The organism is Candidatus Thiothrix putei (genome assembly GCA_029972225.1).
Classification (GTDB): Bacteria; Pseudomonadota; Gammaproteobacteria; order Thiotrichales; family Thiotrichaceae; genus Thiothrix; species Thiothrix putei.
In genome coordinates, this window is sequence record CP124756.1 from 324,312 (window position 1) to 338,563 (window position 14,252).

General features: G+C 51.1%; 13 protein-coding genes and 1 tRNA gene. 4 read left to right on the plus strand and 10 right to left on the minus strand.

The annotated features are described in order from the left end of the window. Positions 1 to 27 precede the first annotated feature (27 nt). The 8 genes from tsaE to QJT81_01680 all read right to left on the minus strand — a co-directional run bounded on the left by tsaE (position 28) and on the right by QJT81_01680 (position 7,088). Positions 28 to 441, minus strand: coding sequence for a tRNA (adenosine(37)-N6)-threonylcarbamoyltransferase complex ATPase subunit type 1 TsaE (gene tsaE, locus QJT81_01645; protein ID WGZ94722.1), 414 nt, complete (start codon positions 439 to 441; stop codon positions 28 to 30). Next, entirely contained in the window at positions 438 to 1,916 is a 1,479-nt protein-coding gene (locus QJT81_01650; GenBank protein ID WGZ94723.1) for an NAD(P)H-hydrate dehydratase, read from the minus strand. The genes tsaE and QJT81_01650 overlap by 4 nt, the downstream gene beginning before the upstream one ends. 19 nt (positions 1,917 to 1,935) lie before the next feature. Then, positions 1,936 to 2,250: a hypothetical protein gene (locus QJT81_01655; protein ID WGZ94724.1), complete on the minus strand. Its 315-nt coding sequence runs from the start codon at positions 2,248 to 2,250 to the stop codon at positions 1,936 to 1,938. A gap of 112 nt (positions 2,251 to 2,362) precedes the next feature. Further along, positions 2,363 to 2,971 (minus strand): hypothetical protein, encoded by a 609-nt coding sequence (locus QJT81_01660; protein ID WGZ94725.1) that lies wholly within the window; start codon positions 2,969 to 2,971, stop codon positions 2,363 to 2,365. Continuing rightward, positions 2,968 to 3,546 carry a hypothetical protein gene (locus tag QJT81_01665; protein WGZ94726.1) on the minus strand — a complete coding sequence of 193 codons (579 nt, stop codon included), beginning with the start codon at positions 3,544 to 3,546 and terminating at the stop codon, positions 2,968 to 2,970. The genes QJT81_01660 and QJT81_01665 overlap by 4 nt, the downstream gene beginning before the upstream one ends. Positions 3,547 to 3,556: 10 nt before the next feature. After that, positions 3,557 to 4,345 carry a hypothetical protein gene (locus tag QJT81_01670; GenBank protein ID WGZ94727.1) on the minus strand — a complete coding sequence of 263 codons (789 nt, stop codon included), beginning with the start codon at positions 4,343 to 4,345 and terminating at the stop codon, positions 3,557 to 3,559. A gap of 65 nt (positions 4,346 to 4,410) precedes the next feature. Then, on the minus strand, positions 4,411 to 5,070 hold the full coding sequence (locus QJT81_01675) for a hypothetical protein (protein ID WGZ94728.1): 660 nt from the start codon (positions 5,068 to 5,070) through the stop codon (positions 4,411 to 4,413). 50 nt (positions 5,071 to 5,120) lie between these two features. After that, the gene (locus QJT81_01680) at positions 5,121 to 7,088 is read right to left on the minus strand and encodes a hypothetical protein (GenBank protein ID WGZ94729.1); all 1,968 of its coding nucleotides are present in this window, start codon (positions 7,086 to 7,088) and stop codon (positions 5,121 to 5,123) included. Positions 7,089 to 7,241: 153 nt separating this feature from the next. Between QJT81_01680 and QJT81_01685 the strand changes: the two genes are divergently transcribed. Further along, on the plus strand, positions 7,242 to 8,864 hold the full coding sequence (locus QJT81_01685; GenBank protein ID WGZ94730.1) for a flotillin domain-containing protein: 1,623 nt from the start codon (positions 7,242 to 7,244) through the stop codon (positions 8,862 to 8,864). A 4-nt stretch (positions 8,865 to 8,868) separates the two neighbouring features. On the opposite strand, the gene QJT81_01690 is transcribed toward QJT81_01685, so the two are convergent. Further along, positions 8,869 to 10,005 carry a hypothetical protein gene (locus QJT81_01690; protein WGZ94731.1) on the minus strand — a complete coding sequence of 379 codons (1,137 nt, stop codon included), beginning with the start codon at positions 10,003 to 10,005 and terminating at the stop codon, positions 8,869 to 8,871. 114 nt (positions 10,006 to 10,119) lie between these two features. Here QJT81_01690 and QJT81_01695 point away from each other — a divergent pair. The 3 genes from QJT81_01695 to QJT81_01705 all read left to right on the plus strand — a co-directional run bounded on the left by QJT81_01695 (position 10,120) and on the right by QJT81_01705 (position 11,858). Beyond that, a tRNA-Phe gene (locus QJT81_01695) sits at positions 10,120 to 10,195 on the plus strand. Positions 10,196 to 10,324: 129 nt separating this feature from the next. Further along, on the plus strand, positions 10,325 to 10,987 hold the full coding sequence (locus QJT81_01700) for a glutathione S-transferase family protein (protein ID WGZ94732.1): 663 nt from the start codon (positions 10,325 to 10,327) through the stop codon (positions 10,985 to 10,987). A gap of 91 nt (positions 10,988 to 11,078) precedes the next feature. Beyond that, positions 11,079 to 11,858: a DUF1566 domain-containing protein gene (locus tag QJT81_01705; protein WGZ94733.1), complete on the plus strand. Its 780-nt coding sequence runs from the start codon at positions 11,079 to 11,081 to the stop codon at positions 11,856 to 11,858. 60 nt (positions 11,859 to 11,918) lie between these two features. Here QJT81_01705 and QJT81_01710 read toward each other — a convergent pair whose 3' ends face one another. Next, the gene (locus tag QJT81_01710; protein ID WGZ94734.1) at positions 11,919 to 14,096 is read right to left on the minus strand and encodes a malate synthase G; all 2,178 of its coding nucleotides are present in this window, start codon (positions 14,094 to 14,096) and stop codon (positions 11,919 to 11,921) included. Positions 14,097 to 14,252: the final 156 nt, after the last annotated feature.

Below are 14,252 nucleotides of genomic sequence, written 5' to 3' on the forward strand. Positions count from 1 at the left end.
GATAACTTCATGATTGATTGAGTGAAATCATTCTATCAAAATTTCGCGGGCATTACCGCAATGGCGTATGTGAATTTGCATATCTGGCTTTGGTAAAATACCTGCCGCTTTTTCTGGCCACTCGACTAAGCACAATGCATCCGGGTGTAAGTAATCGCGGATACCCATGTACTCTAACTCCTCTGGTTCGGCTAAACGGTACAGATCGAAGTGAAATACATCACGTTGTCCCAGATGATAGGGTTCTACTAACGTATAAGTGGGGCTTTTGACATTGCCAGTGTGCCCTAAGGCGCGTAACAAGCCACGTACTAGCGTGGTTTTTCCCGCGCCTAAATCACCGTGTAGGGTAATTAGCCCCCCACTGGGGAAGCGTCGTGCTATGGCTGCACCGATGGCGAGCATGGCGGCTTCATCGTCTACCTGTTGCCAGTTGTTCATGTGTTAAGTGCTTCCTGTAAATGTGCAATGAGGTCGCTGGCCAATAAACCGCGTTCACCCTTCGTAGCGGCAAGGTCGGCAGCGTGTGCGTGTAGCCACACACCACTTTCAGCCGCTGCGATCAAGCTTAACCCCTGTGCTAACAAAGCGGTGATAATACCCGTCAGTGCGTCGCCCATGCCGCCGGAAGCCATGCCGGGGTTGCCAGCGGGGCAAATAGCGATGGTGTCGGCACTGGCGATCAGTGTACCTGCGCCTTTGAGTACGATAACGCCACCGTATTCTTGCTGCAAGCGGCTCACAGCAGCCATACGGTTTTGTTCAATGTTGGTAGTGCTGCAAGCGAGTAAGCGTGCGGCTTCGCCGGGGTGTGGGGTTAGTATCCAGTCATCGCGTTGGCTACAGTGTTTGGCGAGTAAGTTCAGCGCGTCAGCGTCCAATACCTTGGGCAGTTTGGTGTTTTGGATCAGCGAAAACAGATGGTGAGACCAGGTGGTTTGTGCCATGCCGGGGCCGATGCCAATAGCATCCATGCGTGACAGTAAAGGCTGTAGTTGTGCGGGTGAATCGACCGCATGTACCATGAGTTCTGGGCGGTGGAGGTTGAGCAGGAAAGCGTGTTCCGGGTGAGTGGCAATGGAAACGAGGCCGCTGCCAGTGCGTAAAGCGGCTTCACCGGCGAGGCGGATTGCGCCGCTCATACTGGGTGCACCGCCGATTAACAAGCTATGCCCCGTCTGGCCTTTGTGGGCAGAACGACGGCGGGGTGGGAGATATTCACGTAAGGTATGCTGACCCAGCAAATGCATCGTGCAGGGGACTTGCGCGTACACTGCATCAGGTACGCCGAGGCGTGCGAAGCTTAGCCTTCCGCAATAATCGCGGGCAGTGCCGGTGAGTAGACCGATTTTCAGGCCGATGTAAGTCACGGTGAGCGTGGCTTCAACCGCACCACCGCAGGGTTGACCCGTGTCAGCATGTAAGCCGGAGGGTATGTCGACGGCAATGATGGGGGCGCTCTGCTGGTTGAGAAGGTTGATAGCGCGGGCATAAGCACCCGTGACACGACGCTCCAAGCCTGTGCCGAGGAGGGCATCAACCATTAAGTCAGCGGTGGGCAGTTGCTCATGCTCGGTATAGGGTTGAATTCGTCCACCCGCTTGGCAGAAGTCTTGGCAGGCTTGTGCGGCAGCACCTTGCAAACGGGCAGTATCAGCGAGTGATAACAGGGTGACGTTCCAGCCTGCTTGTAAGGCAAGACGGGCGATGACGTAACCATCCCCGCCGTTGTTACCACTGCCGCACAGTACACACAAGGCATGTGCTTTTGGCCAATGATGCTGCATTTGCTCGAAGGTTGTGCTCCCCGCTTGCGACATGAGAGTGTAGGCGGGAATACCATGTTGCTGGATGGCGATGTGGTCGAGTTGGCGGACTTGAGCTGCGGTGTAGACTCGGTGTTCTATGGTTGTCATGGTGATGAATTATAAACTATTAAGGGGTGGCAACCACGATTCCCCCGTCTTGACTGCTGATAATCACGCTGACATTGGTGTTACCTGATAGGGCGAACATATTGGCGGTGTTGAGATTGTCGTTGACTAGCAAAATATTGCCATTATTGCTGCCAACATCCAAATGATTGCCGCGCAGGTTGACCGTTAGCACTTCTTGTACCTTGATGGTGAAGTGAACATGGACGGGCTGATTAAGTGCGGCTTCCGCGCTGGCGTATTCGCTCGTGAAAGTACCACTCAGTGCGAGTAACAGTGCGGCAGACGTTAAGCCGAGGCGGGCGAGGCGATTCATGACCATGTTCCTCAAATACGTTTCTGTGTTCAGAAACTATTAAGGAGAATCTACGCCCATTCATAAAATAAATAACGATATTTGGCAAGGTTTAAACGGATCAATGGTGCGCTTACAAACAGCTTGCCTGATAAGTCACCGTGCCTTGATAAGTACCCGCAGCGGGTAAGGCACTGTTGGTGTAGGTGTATTGCCAAGTCGCTTGGCGATCTGTTACCGAGCCATAACTGCTGGTGCTGACCAGACTTTCTGCGTCTGCTGCATTGCGCAAAGTAGGGGCAGGCAAGCCGCTATCCGAGGTGCTGGTTTGCAACGTTTCGTAAGGAATGAATTGCCCTTGATTGTTTGCCAGCCCGTTGTTGTCGGTCACGCGGTAAGCAATTTTTACCTGCCCGCAATTGGCGCGTACCGCCACATTCACCCCGTTACTCACATCGCTGCCGGTAATGCTGCTGGGGGCAAGCCCACTTTCGCCTGCCGGTGGGATTGCCCCTGTGTATGCCCCTGACGATAGATTGGCACTGACGTTGTAGGTAAGTTCTGCGGTTTGATTGGCATTGCCCACTTGTAAAAACAGAAAAGCCGGGACGTTAATTTCTACTTTGACGGGTAACTGTGCTGTTTCATCATCGGTACATGCCATGCGAGTTGCTGTCGCCGGTGCTGCTAACAGGCAGCAACTGATGAGTAGCAGTAACGGTTTGGGGTGGAATGGCATCATTGCGCCCTGCCTATGGTTTTGAATTCGCCTTTATAAACACCTGCTGGGTAAACCTTGCTATTGAGGAAGTCAAACTCCAAGTTAACAATGCTTTCAGTCTTGGGTGGGGATACCATCCAAGTCTGTTGCCCATTATTGAAGCGCCCGTTAGCGACTGTAAGCCCGGTAGATTCTGTGGCGCGGTTAACCGTCCAACCCAGTGCGGAAAAAGGCATGGTCACTGAACTGGTGCAGGTGGTGCAGGATAGCGGGTCGGAAGAGTCGGCTTGTAACACAATCGAGCGGGTAGTGCGTTCAGTAACATGTAGGCGAAAACGCACATGATTAGGCAAGGTGTTTACGCCGCCGCGATTTAACACATTACTGGAAACATAGTTGTTGCCATCGCCAAGCCGATCACCGGGGAGATTAAAGATAATCTCCGGGGCGGGGTTTGTGGCAAGGCCATTGATAATCGAAAAATGCATTAAGTGTTCACCGCCATTAGCCCCCCAGCATAGCGCCTTGGCAATACTTGTATGCAGCGTGGATGCCAATACTACCCCACACAATGCCATGGTCTTGTTTTTTAACACGCTAGTCACCTTACAATGTTTGGTCAATCGCAAACGCGCCTTTTTCCCAGTAAAGCTGACCTTTGAGCTTGACGGGGTATTGGATGGTTTTCGGGTCAAGGTGTTTTTCGCCAAGGTGCGGGGTGAGCGGGAGTAAGCGCGATTCACCTGCCATAATCGGGGTGCTGGACACCGAGAAGTCGATGGCTTTGCCGCTGCTGTCCGTGCCTGCGAGTACGCCTTGCAGACGACCGTGCGCGGTGCCGCTATTGCTGACTTTGAGCGCAGGGGTTTTGCCGGACATTTGCAGGTTGGCAACGGTGAGGGCGGGTTCTGCGCCGCCGATAGCCAAATACACGATGACGGCTAAACGCCCGTTGACTGGCAGGTTGATATTGTCGGCAATTTGATTGGGGGCGGGGGTGGTGCCTTCGACCATGAGGGCGAAGCGGCATTCTTGCGCGGGTGTGCCAGCGGGAACGTCGACTTCAAAGCGCATTGGGCGTTTGTCACCACGGTTGACAGTGATTTTGTGGCGTTCGAGCTTGACCCATTCGCGGCAACTGTTGGGGAGGAGTTCGTCGTGGAAACTGAGGTTATCGCCCTGGAGTTGCCAGTCGTTGGTTTTGACGGTGTATTGTTCGTTGGCATTGCCGACGTTATAAATTTCCAGCACTTGCGATACTTTTTGCCCCGCCGTGGCGGAAAGTTCATAGCGTGGCGGGCTGGCAGCCGCCGAAAAGCCACTGGCAGATGCGTTGGCTGCCATGCCTAAGCCTAACAAACTGAAAAAAAGTTTGAGTGCGGTGTTATTCATCATGTAGCCCCTGTTGTGAGAATCTGGCAAAGGTTCGGCAATGGTTGCCGAACCCTGCACTATCTTATTTAAATATTCGCCAACGTGTATTTGACTTCAGCGTTGTATTCACCCGCCGCCGGGTTGTTGGTTGGTGTGTACGTGTATTGCCAAGCATCTGTTAGTTTGACTATGCCTGCTGTATTGGTTAAGTCAACTGTACCACTGCCTGCAAACCCATTGAGTGCGGTGTGCGCAATACTACCGCCACTGGTTGCGCTAATTTCGCTTAAAGACGGCTTATTGAAGCCAGCGGTAACGGCGGTAAAATCCGTGACGATGGCAGAGGTGAGGCGGACATCGCCCGTGTTGCTAAAAGCGGCAACTTTGAGGATACCATCCCCAGCTTTATCGGCAGCACTTTCATTATCACTGTTCGCATTTTGTGGATCTACTATGCTGGCAGTCATTTTGTCCCATTGCGCAGAAGTGGCATCAGCGTTATTGGTCGGGTTGGTTAACCCTGAACCAAAGGCATAATCCCAGATAAGGGTATTGGCGGTGCTTTCCCAATCACCCACGCGCAAGATAATGATTTCGGGTACTTTGATTTTGAAGTTGACGTTGGCTGTGACGGGATCAGGTGCTGCGCCTACTTTGGAGGAAATGCCCGCTTCGCCAAAGGCGGTGCCGGTTAAGGCGAGCAATAACGCGCTGGAAGCCAGCAGGCTAGGTTTTAGTAGTTTCATTTTTATTACGCTCTTACTGTTATTATTGATTGAGAAGGTTGGGGATTGGGTCATTGATCCGTTACCTTTGCCAGTGGTATGGCGAGGGTGCTGGTGTCCCGCAATCCGACGGTTACTTTGGTATTGAAATTGGTGGAAAGTTCCCACGGTAACGGGATGCTACCAAACGCTACCGCCAGCTCATGTGCGCCGGTTGCCACTTGGGGAAACACGAACTCACCGTTTTGGTCGGTTGTTACCGGAGTACGCCCATCCAACACCAACTCAATATTAGCAGCTTTCTTTTCTAGGGGCTGCTGCCGTCCGTCGTTATTTTCGTCGAAAAATACCACGCCGCGAATACTGCCACTGCGAACGTCACGTCGCCCTAACGGTTTGCCCCAACTGTCTTGATAATTCAGGGAAAGGGCTATCCCTTGATCGCGCTTGCCTTCGGTGTCGTGTGTTTGCTCAATGCTGGCTTCAAGATTTATTTTGCTATTCAGTTGTTTGCGGGCAAAGGCACGGTAGTTTTGGTGCGTGCCAAGGTTATCATCAGACGAGCTGGCTTTGCTTAGGGTGAGGTTTGCACCTACATTGTCACCATTGCTGAGGTGATGTTGCCAGTCTAGCCCTGTTTGGTAAGTATTGCGATCTTCGGCTTCGTCTTGTTCATTGCGGGCATTTATTTGCCAAGAAAGCTCGTTGGCTGCGGGCAGTAACCAGTGATGTGAATAGTCTATTTCACGGGTTTGGGTGGTGGTGTCGGGTTCTTGGTCGTGGCTGACGCGCAGTTGCAAGCGGCTGTCTTGCCCGTTGCTCCACGAACGTGACACGAAGACGCTGCCTTGGGTTTGTTGACGGTCATCAGCCGCTTGCGTTTGGGTGTGGCTCAGTTGCCCGCCGGTGCGCGTGGTGCGGTCGTATTGGTAGCTGAGGCTTTGGTTAAGGCGTAATTCTTGGGTGTCACCGCTTGCGGTATCGGCTTGGCGTTGCTGCCATTCAATGCTGGAATGCGTGTTGTAGCGCGGGTGGGTGTAGCCCATGCGCCAGTAAGCGCCTTGGGTGTTATCGGCTACGTCATCACCCATCCACGTCAGACCGTCGCCGAGCGCGTAAGCGCCCGCTTGATGGCGAAAACGATCTTGCTGGTATTCGGTGTCAACCCACGCGCCACTACCGGCTTCGTTGGTGAGGATTTGTGCTTTGGTTTGCAGGCTGCCGGATGCGTTGGTGTGTTGCACCGCAAGGGTGGCTTCCTGGTGTTGTTGCGCGTCTTCATCTTGCGCTTGCCAGCCTTGTGCGCCCACCGCCCATTGTTCGTTGAGGCGATGGGTGACGCTCAGACCCGTTACCGCTTGTTCGGTGGTGGTTATATCGCCATTGTCGAGCACTTCACCTTTTTTGCCGTGCATGAGGCGTACTTCAGTTTTGTCATTGCTGATGCGGCTGTTGCTGCCAAGGTAAGTGCGTGACGGTAAGCTCAGGTTATTGGATTGGCTGATTAAACTGTTTTGAGCGGAACGCACCACCCCGATGGTGTTGTCCATTTGCCATTCGTCGTTTAGCAGCCAATCATTTTGGTAGAGCGTCGCGGTGATTTCTTGGGTTTCTGGGGGCGTTTCCGTGCTGGCACTGGTGTTTTGCTGGGTAACTTGGGTATCGAGTGTGAAAGTGCCGTAGTCGCGGGTTTGCCGTGAAGCATCCAGATTCAACGCTTGGCGGGTTTGCGTGTTGCCCGCGTCGGTGCGGGTATGGCGAGTGTCTATCCCCATGTTCAGGGTGCGGTAGCCGGATGCGGATTCTTCGGCAAGTGTTGTGTCAACAGTGGCAGAGGGTGCAGCATCTTCAGCCGTCGTGGCATCAATGAGGTTGTCAACATAAGCGTTTGTGCGTTGGGTAAGTGTTGCTTGTTGTTGCGCCAGTTGTTCTAAGGTTAATGCGGTAATACCTGTCTCAGCCACCGCATTGGTGGTGTACAACGTTGCGGCGCTGATTTGCAGCCCTAACATCAGTACCCTGCGTCGTATCGAAATCATTGGTATTGCAAGCCCATTGTCTTTATTTGATTCATAATATAGTTTTATTAAGCATAACGGTGGCTTAATCGGCTCTTGAAGGGTTTCCAGCGTTATTTCAAGATATTGCGTATACTCTCCCTATCGCAATCGAACACACTTGGGTGGAAGCACATGGAATGGACTATCTACGTTTACCTATCGCTGGGTATTTTGGTACTCGCGATCTTCGGGGCGGCCTTTTTCTCTGCTTTTTACAAACGTGCTAAAAAAGATACCGCGTTTGTGCGCACGGGCTTGGGCGGGGAAAAAGTGATTCTTGGCAGTGGTGCATTTGTGCTGCCTGTCATCCACGAGGTGATGCCGATTAATATGCAAACCCTGAAAATTGAAATTACCCGTGAAATGGAGCAGGCACTGGTCACGAAAGACCCGTTACGGGTGGATGTAACCGCTGAATTCTTCCTGCGGGTGGAGGCTCGTCCCGAAGCGATCAGTACTGCCGCTCGCGCTCTGGGGTTACGTACCTTGGATCAGGAGGCGATCAGAGAGGTGTTTGAAGCGCCATGTGTTGCCGCGCTACGTTCGGTTGCCTCAGGCATGGAGCTGGACGAATTGCACCAAAAACGTGCCGCGTTCGAGCACAACGTAGAAGAGGCAGTGAATGCCGAATTCCACAAAAACGGTTTGGAACTGGTATCGGTATCCCTTACGGGTCTTGACCAAACCGACAAAAAATACTTCGACCCCAACAATGCCTTCGACGCCAAAGGCTTGAGTATTTTGGAGCAAGTGACCTCCGACAACGCTAAGCGCCGCAATAATATTGAGCAAGAAACGGCGGTGGCGATTAAGCAGCGTAACCTCGAAGCCACCATCAAAAAAGAAGAGATGGAATACAAGGAAGTCGTGGCGCAAAATGAACGCAAGCGCCAAAAAGCCGAAAACGAAGCCGAAACCCAGCGCAAAATCGAAGAAATCAATATCGAAAAGGAAATTCTGATCGAACGCGCCCAGCAGTCGATGAATATCCAGCAAGCCACCTTGGAGCGTGACGTATCGCAGGCGTGGATCGAAACCAACAAGGTCAAAGCCGAATTCGAGAAGATTTCCGAAGAAATCCGCACCGCCCGCGAACGCGCTGAAGCCGAACGTTCCCGCATTGTGGAAATCATCAGTGCTGAAAAAGAAGCACGTCGCCAAGTGATTATTGCTGAAGCCAATGCCGATGTGGAAAAAATGGCAGCATTGGCAGCACAATTGCGCTACGAAGTCGAAGCAGCGGGTAAGAAAGCGTTGAATGAAGCCTCCAACCTGCTTTCCAACGACCAGATTGCGATGCAGGTTAAAATGGAAATTGTGCGGCAATTGCCGAATATTATTCGCGAAAGTGTCCGCCCGATGGAAAATATCGAGGGCATCAAAATCATGCACATCGACGGTTTAAATAATGCCATCGGGCGCAGTGGTGCGGGTGGTGGTAACAATAGCGGTGATGCAGGCAACGGCAATAATAACGGTGGCGGCGCGGGCAGTAACCTTGCTGAGCAAGTGGTGGACAGTGCTTTGCGTTACCGGGCGCAAGTACCGTTGATTGAAAGCTTGTTGGGCGAAGTGGGTTTGAAAGGTGGCTCACTCAATGACATGACGCACAGTTTGCACACGGGGCTGTTTGCGCATGAAGCTAAATCAGCGGAAGAGAAAAAGCCGGCCCCAACGCCTGCTCGTGAGCGTGAACAGCCAGTCATGGCAGATGACGAGGATGATGACGACTTCTATAGGGATGAGCGCCCCTGAGTGATCAACGTGGTTTGCGATAACGCTGCTCAATGTCCGGGTTATAGCTATAAGCGGCGACATCGCGTTCTGCCTCGGCTTGCGCTAATACCGTTGGGGCAAGTTCCCGTAATTGCTTGAGTAACCAGGCGTAATCCCGATTGTCGGGGAGGGTGTTAAGGAGCAGAGCCGTTTCGAGTGTTTCTGTCGCAAACAGTAGCCGGTATTGTGCGTATTGATTGTAAATCAATGCGTCATTCCAAGCTAGGATGAGTTGGTTAACTTCTTGCTGCAAGTCGGTATTAACCTTTTGATATTCAAGCATATAAGCGAGTTTTGAGCGTATTTGAGCTTCTTCCTGCTGCAACTTATTGAGATTGGGTAGAATGCTGTTTTCTTGTTTGCGTGTGAGCGTTTCCAGCAGTACTTGGCGATTATGATCACTATAAGGCGCGAACTGGTCGGCACGCGTTTGCCCTTTTTTGGGCTTAGGTAGTATCGCGGCTTTAAGATTTTCACCGGCTTTACGCAGGTGCTCGCGGATGGCATCAGCTTCTTCCAATTGGAATGCGCGGCTGTCGCCTAAGGCATTCTGGATACGTTTTTGTAAGCGTAATGCCTCTTCATCAAACATTTTGCGGACGTGTCGGTCTTCGCCGGTATGGTAGTGCAGCCAAAACGCACGGCGGCTGCGGTCAATTTCTTGATAGGCTTTACGTAATTGTTGCTGTTGCTCCCAGCGGATGTCGATAATCGTTTGCAGGAAGCGGCGTTGCTCCGGCATGTGTTCAGCCCATTGCCTCACGTTACCAAAAAATGTGTGCAAATCGGCTATTTGTTTGAGCATATCCTGCCGTAAGCCGTAGAGCGCGGGATAGGCCGTACTTTCGTAAGTGTCTAGATCAAGTCCGGTTTTAGGTGGTTGAGTGCTTGCAGTACCATCGGTAGTGACGGGGGGCGCGGGTTGTTTGTCTCCTTGTTTCCAAAGGAAGTTTAGAGCAGCAATGACCAATGTGCCTGTAAACGCAATCAGGATAAGGAGCCGTGTATCATTGGGTAGTTTGAACTTGCTTAAAAAATGGCTGAGCCAGCGTACAAACAGAATAATGCCTACTGCTAGAGCTAGCCAGAGAAGAAATAACAGTAGACCGTGTGAATCCATAGGTGTGAGGGCATTTTCGGTTGGTTGCAATGGATGCGTTGAAGTGTAGCAGAAAAAACGTAAATATTAGTGCTTGACAAGGACACATCAAAACGCTTTAATTACGCCCTCTGTGGCCGGATAGCTCAGTTGGTAGAGCAGGGGATTGAAAATCCCCGTGTCGGCGGTTCGATTCCGTCTCCGGCCACCACTTCATTTTCAATTACCCTTTAGCCTGCTGTTAGCGGGCTTCCTTTTGCAAGACAGCTCCTCTGCTCATTTTTCACATAGATTCGTGTATAGTGCGACTTATTGCTGTTGCTTTAAGGAAGTGTTGCCTATGTCTCAATCTGCTAAGTTGGAACTCATTAGTTTTAAAGTTTGCCCATTCGTGCAGCGTTCTGTGATCGCGTTGAATGCGAAGCGTGTGACTTATACCTTAACGCATATCAATCCTCATGAGCCACCCGATTGGTTTAAGGCTATTTCTCCCTTGGGCAAAGTGCCTGTATTGCTGGTAGATGGTACGCCATTGTTTGAATCAGCCGTTATTCTTGAATATCTGGATGAGGTGTATCCGCCTGCACTGCACCCCGCTACGCCTTTGGAGAGGGCACAGCATCGTGCTTGGATTGAGTTTTGCTCAGAATTATTGGGGCGTCAATTCCGTATGTTGACCGCGAAAGATGAAACGGGTTTTAACGAGGCACGTGATGCTTTACAGCAAGGTTTACAACGTTTGGATACGATGTTGTCGCCAGAGTTGCCGTACTTTGCGGGGCAAGCTTTTCATTTGGTGGATTGCGTGTATGCACCTTTATTCATGCGACTGACATTGTTGAAGCAGGAGCATGGTTTGGAGCTTCCACTCAGTAAGCGGATGCAAGCGTGGAGTGATGCATTATTGGCGCTGGATGCGGTTAAAACCTCGGTGGTGGACGATTTTTCTGCGGTATTTGCTAATTTTCTTGCTGCAAACGATGGATATATCATTAAACGATAATATGCATGTGTCGATCAATTTCTCCTATGATATTATTTGGATTTATGTTATATAGGGTTACTCTTTTTAATTATATGGGGTGTCACCTACTATGAATGCAAACGTAACCTTCAAAACGGGCGTGAAAAGCGCATTAATTACTTTATCTTTTTCTACTATGGCGCTGCTGAGTGCTTGCGGCGGTGGCGGCGATTCTGCCTCACAAAATGCTGAAGTCCCTAATACTGCCGCTCCTACCAATACTACCACTACTACGGGTGGTACTACAGCTACGCCCAAAACCTTCACAAAATACAACCTGAGTGGTGCGCCTTATGTTGCAGGCGGCATCGACACCGTGGGTTGCGTTAAGGACAATGTGACTGGATTAACGTGGGAAGTAAAAACCGATGAGGCTGCGAATCAAACGCCTACTTTCCGTGACAAAGATTTTGGCTATGAGTGGCGCTCAACTTCAGGCGGTGTTGTGGGAACAAAAGCCGTGGCTTCAGGTGCAGCAGCGACGAATGTAAATGGTCGTTGTCAATCGGCTACGGGGTTAATCAACTGTGATACCCAAGACTATATCAATGCAGTGAATGCGGCAGGGTTGTGTGGCTACCAAAACTGGCGATTGCCCACAACAAGTGAATTGTTAGGCTTGATTGATGCCAGCAAAACAGCAGCCCCCTATATTTATGCTGATTTAGGCAGTACGTCATTTGACCCTGAAACACAAGGTAGCTCAGTACGTGGTTACTGGGCTTCTGATGTAAATTCAGCAAATGCTGCTCAGCACGCGGGTGTCAGCTTCAGTTTAAAAACCGGCAACCGTGCGCAATGGCATAGTGCTAGCTACAACTACGTCAGACTGGTGCGTAGTGGTAACTAATTCGTTGTGATTCAGTAAAAAAGCCGTCCTACTGGGCGGCTTTTTTTATGTCAGGTACTGTTAGAAAAATAGCGCGACTTTGGCTTCTGCACGGTATTTGTGCAGCAGCGGTTCAGTATAGCCGTTGGGTTGTTCGCGCCCTTTGAACACCAAATCACAAGCGGCTTTGAACGCGACGCTCTTGTTGAAGTTGCCGCTCATGTTGGTGTAAGTTGGGTCGCCTGCATTTTGCGCATCCACTTTCGTTGCCATGCGCTTAAAGGCTTCCATCACTTGCGCCTCGGTGCAAATGCCGTGGTGTAACCAGTTCGTCATGTGCTGGCTGGAAATGCGCAAGGTGGCACGGTCTTCCATTAAACCCACGTCATTCACATCCGGCACTTTGGAACAGCCCACGCCTTGGTTAACCCAGCGCACCACGTAACCGAGGATACCTTGCGCATTATTGTCCGGTTCCTGCTGGATTTCTTCCGTGCTCCAATTCGGATTTGCTGCTACCGGAATGGTGAGAATGTCGTCAATATTGGCACGCGGACGGCTTTTCAGCTCTTCCTGACGCGCAAATACATTGACCTTGTGGTAATGCAATGCATGTAAGGCAGCAGCGGTGGGGGATGGAACCCACGCTGTATTTGCGCCCGCCAGTGGATGCCCGATTTTGGTTGCCAGCATGTTTGCCATTTGATCGGGAATTGCCCACATGCCTTTGCCGATTTGTGCATGACCCGGCAAGCCGCATTCCAAACCGATGTCGACGTTCCAGTTTTCGTAAGCTTGAATCCACGCGGATGACTTCATGTCATTTTTGCGGATCATCGGGCCTGCTTCCATAGAGGTGTGCATTTCATCGCCCGTCCGATCCAAGAAGCCGGTGTTGATGAAGACCACGCGCTCCTTGGCGGCACGGATGCATTCTTTCAAATTCACCGTGGTGCGGCGCTCTTCATCCATAATGCCAACTTTTAGGGTATGGCGGGGCAGTTTGAGTGCGTCTTCGATGCTGTCGAACAGGTCATTGGTGAAGGCGACTTCTTCAGGGCCGTGCATTTTCGGCTTTACGATGTACACCGAGCCGGTGCGCGAATTGCTGAACTTTGCACTGCCGTTGAGGTTATGAATCGCAATCATGGCGCTCATGTAACCATCAAGAATACCTTCGGGGATTTCATTGCCAGCCTGATCTAGAATCGCAGGGTTAGTCATCAAGTGACCAACGTTGCGCACAAATAGCAGGCTACGACCGGGCAGGGAAACTGTACCACCGTGAGCAGCGGTGTATTCTCGGTCAGGGTTCATTGCGCGGGTAAAGGTTTTGCCGCCTTTGCTGACTTGTTCGGTCAAATCGCCTTTCATCAAGCCGAGCCAGTTGGTGTAAATCAGCACTTTATCGATATCATCGACGGCGGCGACGGAATCTTCGCAGTCCATAATGGTGGTGAGGGCGGCTTCCATAAGAATGTCGTTGACGCCTGCGGCATCTTCTTTGCCAATCATGCCGTTACGGTCGATCTGGATTTCAAAGTGCAAGCCGTTGTTACGCAACAAGATGGCAGAAGGTGTATCGGGATTGCCGCGATAGCCGACAAATTGGTTACTATCACGTAATGCCACGACAGAGCCACCGAGCATATCGACCATTAACAGGCCGCTTTCATCAACGCGATAGTTGCTGGCCTGATGATGTGAGAGGAAGGACAGTGGTGCGGCTTCGTCGAGGAAGTTGCGAGCAAACGCAATGACTTTTTTGCCGCGCACTGGATTGTAGGCTTTGCCTGCTTCTGCGCCATCAGTGGATGGAATCGCATCCGTGCCGTACAGTGCGTCATACAAGCTGCCCCAGCGAGCATTGGCGGCATTCAGGGCAAAACGGGCATTCATGACAGGCACAACCAATTGCGCTCCCGCCGTTTGGGTGATTTCCGCATCAATATTGGTCGTGGTGACGTTAAAGGCTTCACCTTCTGGGAGCAAATAACCAATCTCTTGTAAAAATGCTTTGTAAGCGGTGAAATCAAATTGATTGCGGTTAGCGATGTGCCATGCGTCGATTTTAGCTTGTATTTCATCACGTTTTGCCAGCAGTTCGCGGTTACGTGGTGCAAAGCGGGTAACAATGTCTGCCAGCCCTGCCCAAAAATCTTCTGCACTGATGCCTGTACCTGGTAGTGCTTGCTGGTTTACGAAGTTATGTAAAAGTGTTGACACTTGCAAGCCGTTAACCGGAATCCTGTTGCCCATTCGTTACGATCCTCTAAGAAAATAAACAAAATTGTCGACATTTTTCGGTTATAACCTAAGATGACGGTTGGCTAAAATTAGAATTATCAATAGTAAGAATTAAAAATGACACCATTGGTCATCAGATGAATAGCAGGAGCGGATAGTATCCGCTAT

Excerpts from the sequence above, each read along its gene's own strand:
- QJT81_01685 (WGZ94730.1), top strand. The coding sequence starts at position 7,242 with ATGGAATGGACTATCTACGTTTACCTATCGCTGGGTATTTTGGTACTC.
- tsaE (WGZ94722.1), bottom strand. The coding sequence starts at position 441 with ATGAACAACTGGCAACAGGTAGACGATGAAGCCGCCATGCTCGCCATC.
- QJT81_01710 (WGZ94734.1), bottom strand. The coding sequence starts at position 14,096 with ATGGGCAACAGGATTCCGGTTAACGGCTTGCAAGTGTCAACACTTTTA.
- QJT81_01690 (WGZ94731.1), bottom strand. The coding sequence starts at position 10,005 with ATGGATTCACACGGTCTACTGTTATTTCTTCTCTGGCTAGCTCTAGCA.
- QJT81_01650 (WGZ94723.1), bottom strand. The coding sequence starts at position 1,916 with ATGACAACCATAGAACACCGAGTCTACACCGCAGCTCAAGTCCGCCAA.
- QJT81_01670 (WGZ94727.1), bottom strand. The coding sequence starts at position 4,345 with ATGATGAATAACACCGCACTCAAACTTTTTTTCAGTTTGTTAGGCTTA.
- QJT81_01660 (WGZ94725.1), bottom strand. The coding sequence starts at position 2,971 with ATGATGCCATTCCACCCCAAACCGTTACTGCTACTCATCAGTTGCTGC.
- QJT81_01655 (WGZ94724.1), bottom strand. The coding sequence starts at position 2,250 with ATGAATCGCCTCGCCCGCCTCGGCTTAACGTCTGCCGCACTGTTACTC.
- QJT81_01705 (WGZ94733.1), top strand. The coding sequence starts at position 11,079 with ATGAATGCAAACGTAACCTTCAAAACGGGCGTGAAAAGCGCATTAATT.
- QJT81_01700 (WGZ94732.1), top strand. The coding sequence starts at position 10,325 with ATGTCTCAATCTGCTAAGTTGGAACTCATTAGTTTTAAAGTTTGCCCA.
- QJT81_01675 (WGZ94728.1), bottom strand. The coding sequence starts at position 5,070 with ATGAAACTACTAAAACCTAGCCTGCTGGCTTCCAGCGCGTTATTGCTC.
- QJT81_01680 (WGZ94729.1), bottom strand. The coding sequence starts at position 7,088 with ATGATTTCGATACGACGCAGGGTACTGATGTTAGGGCTGCAAATCAGC.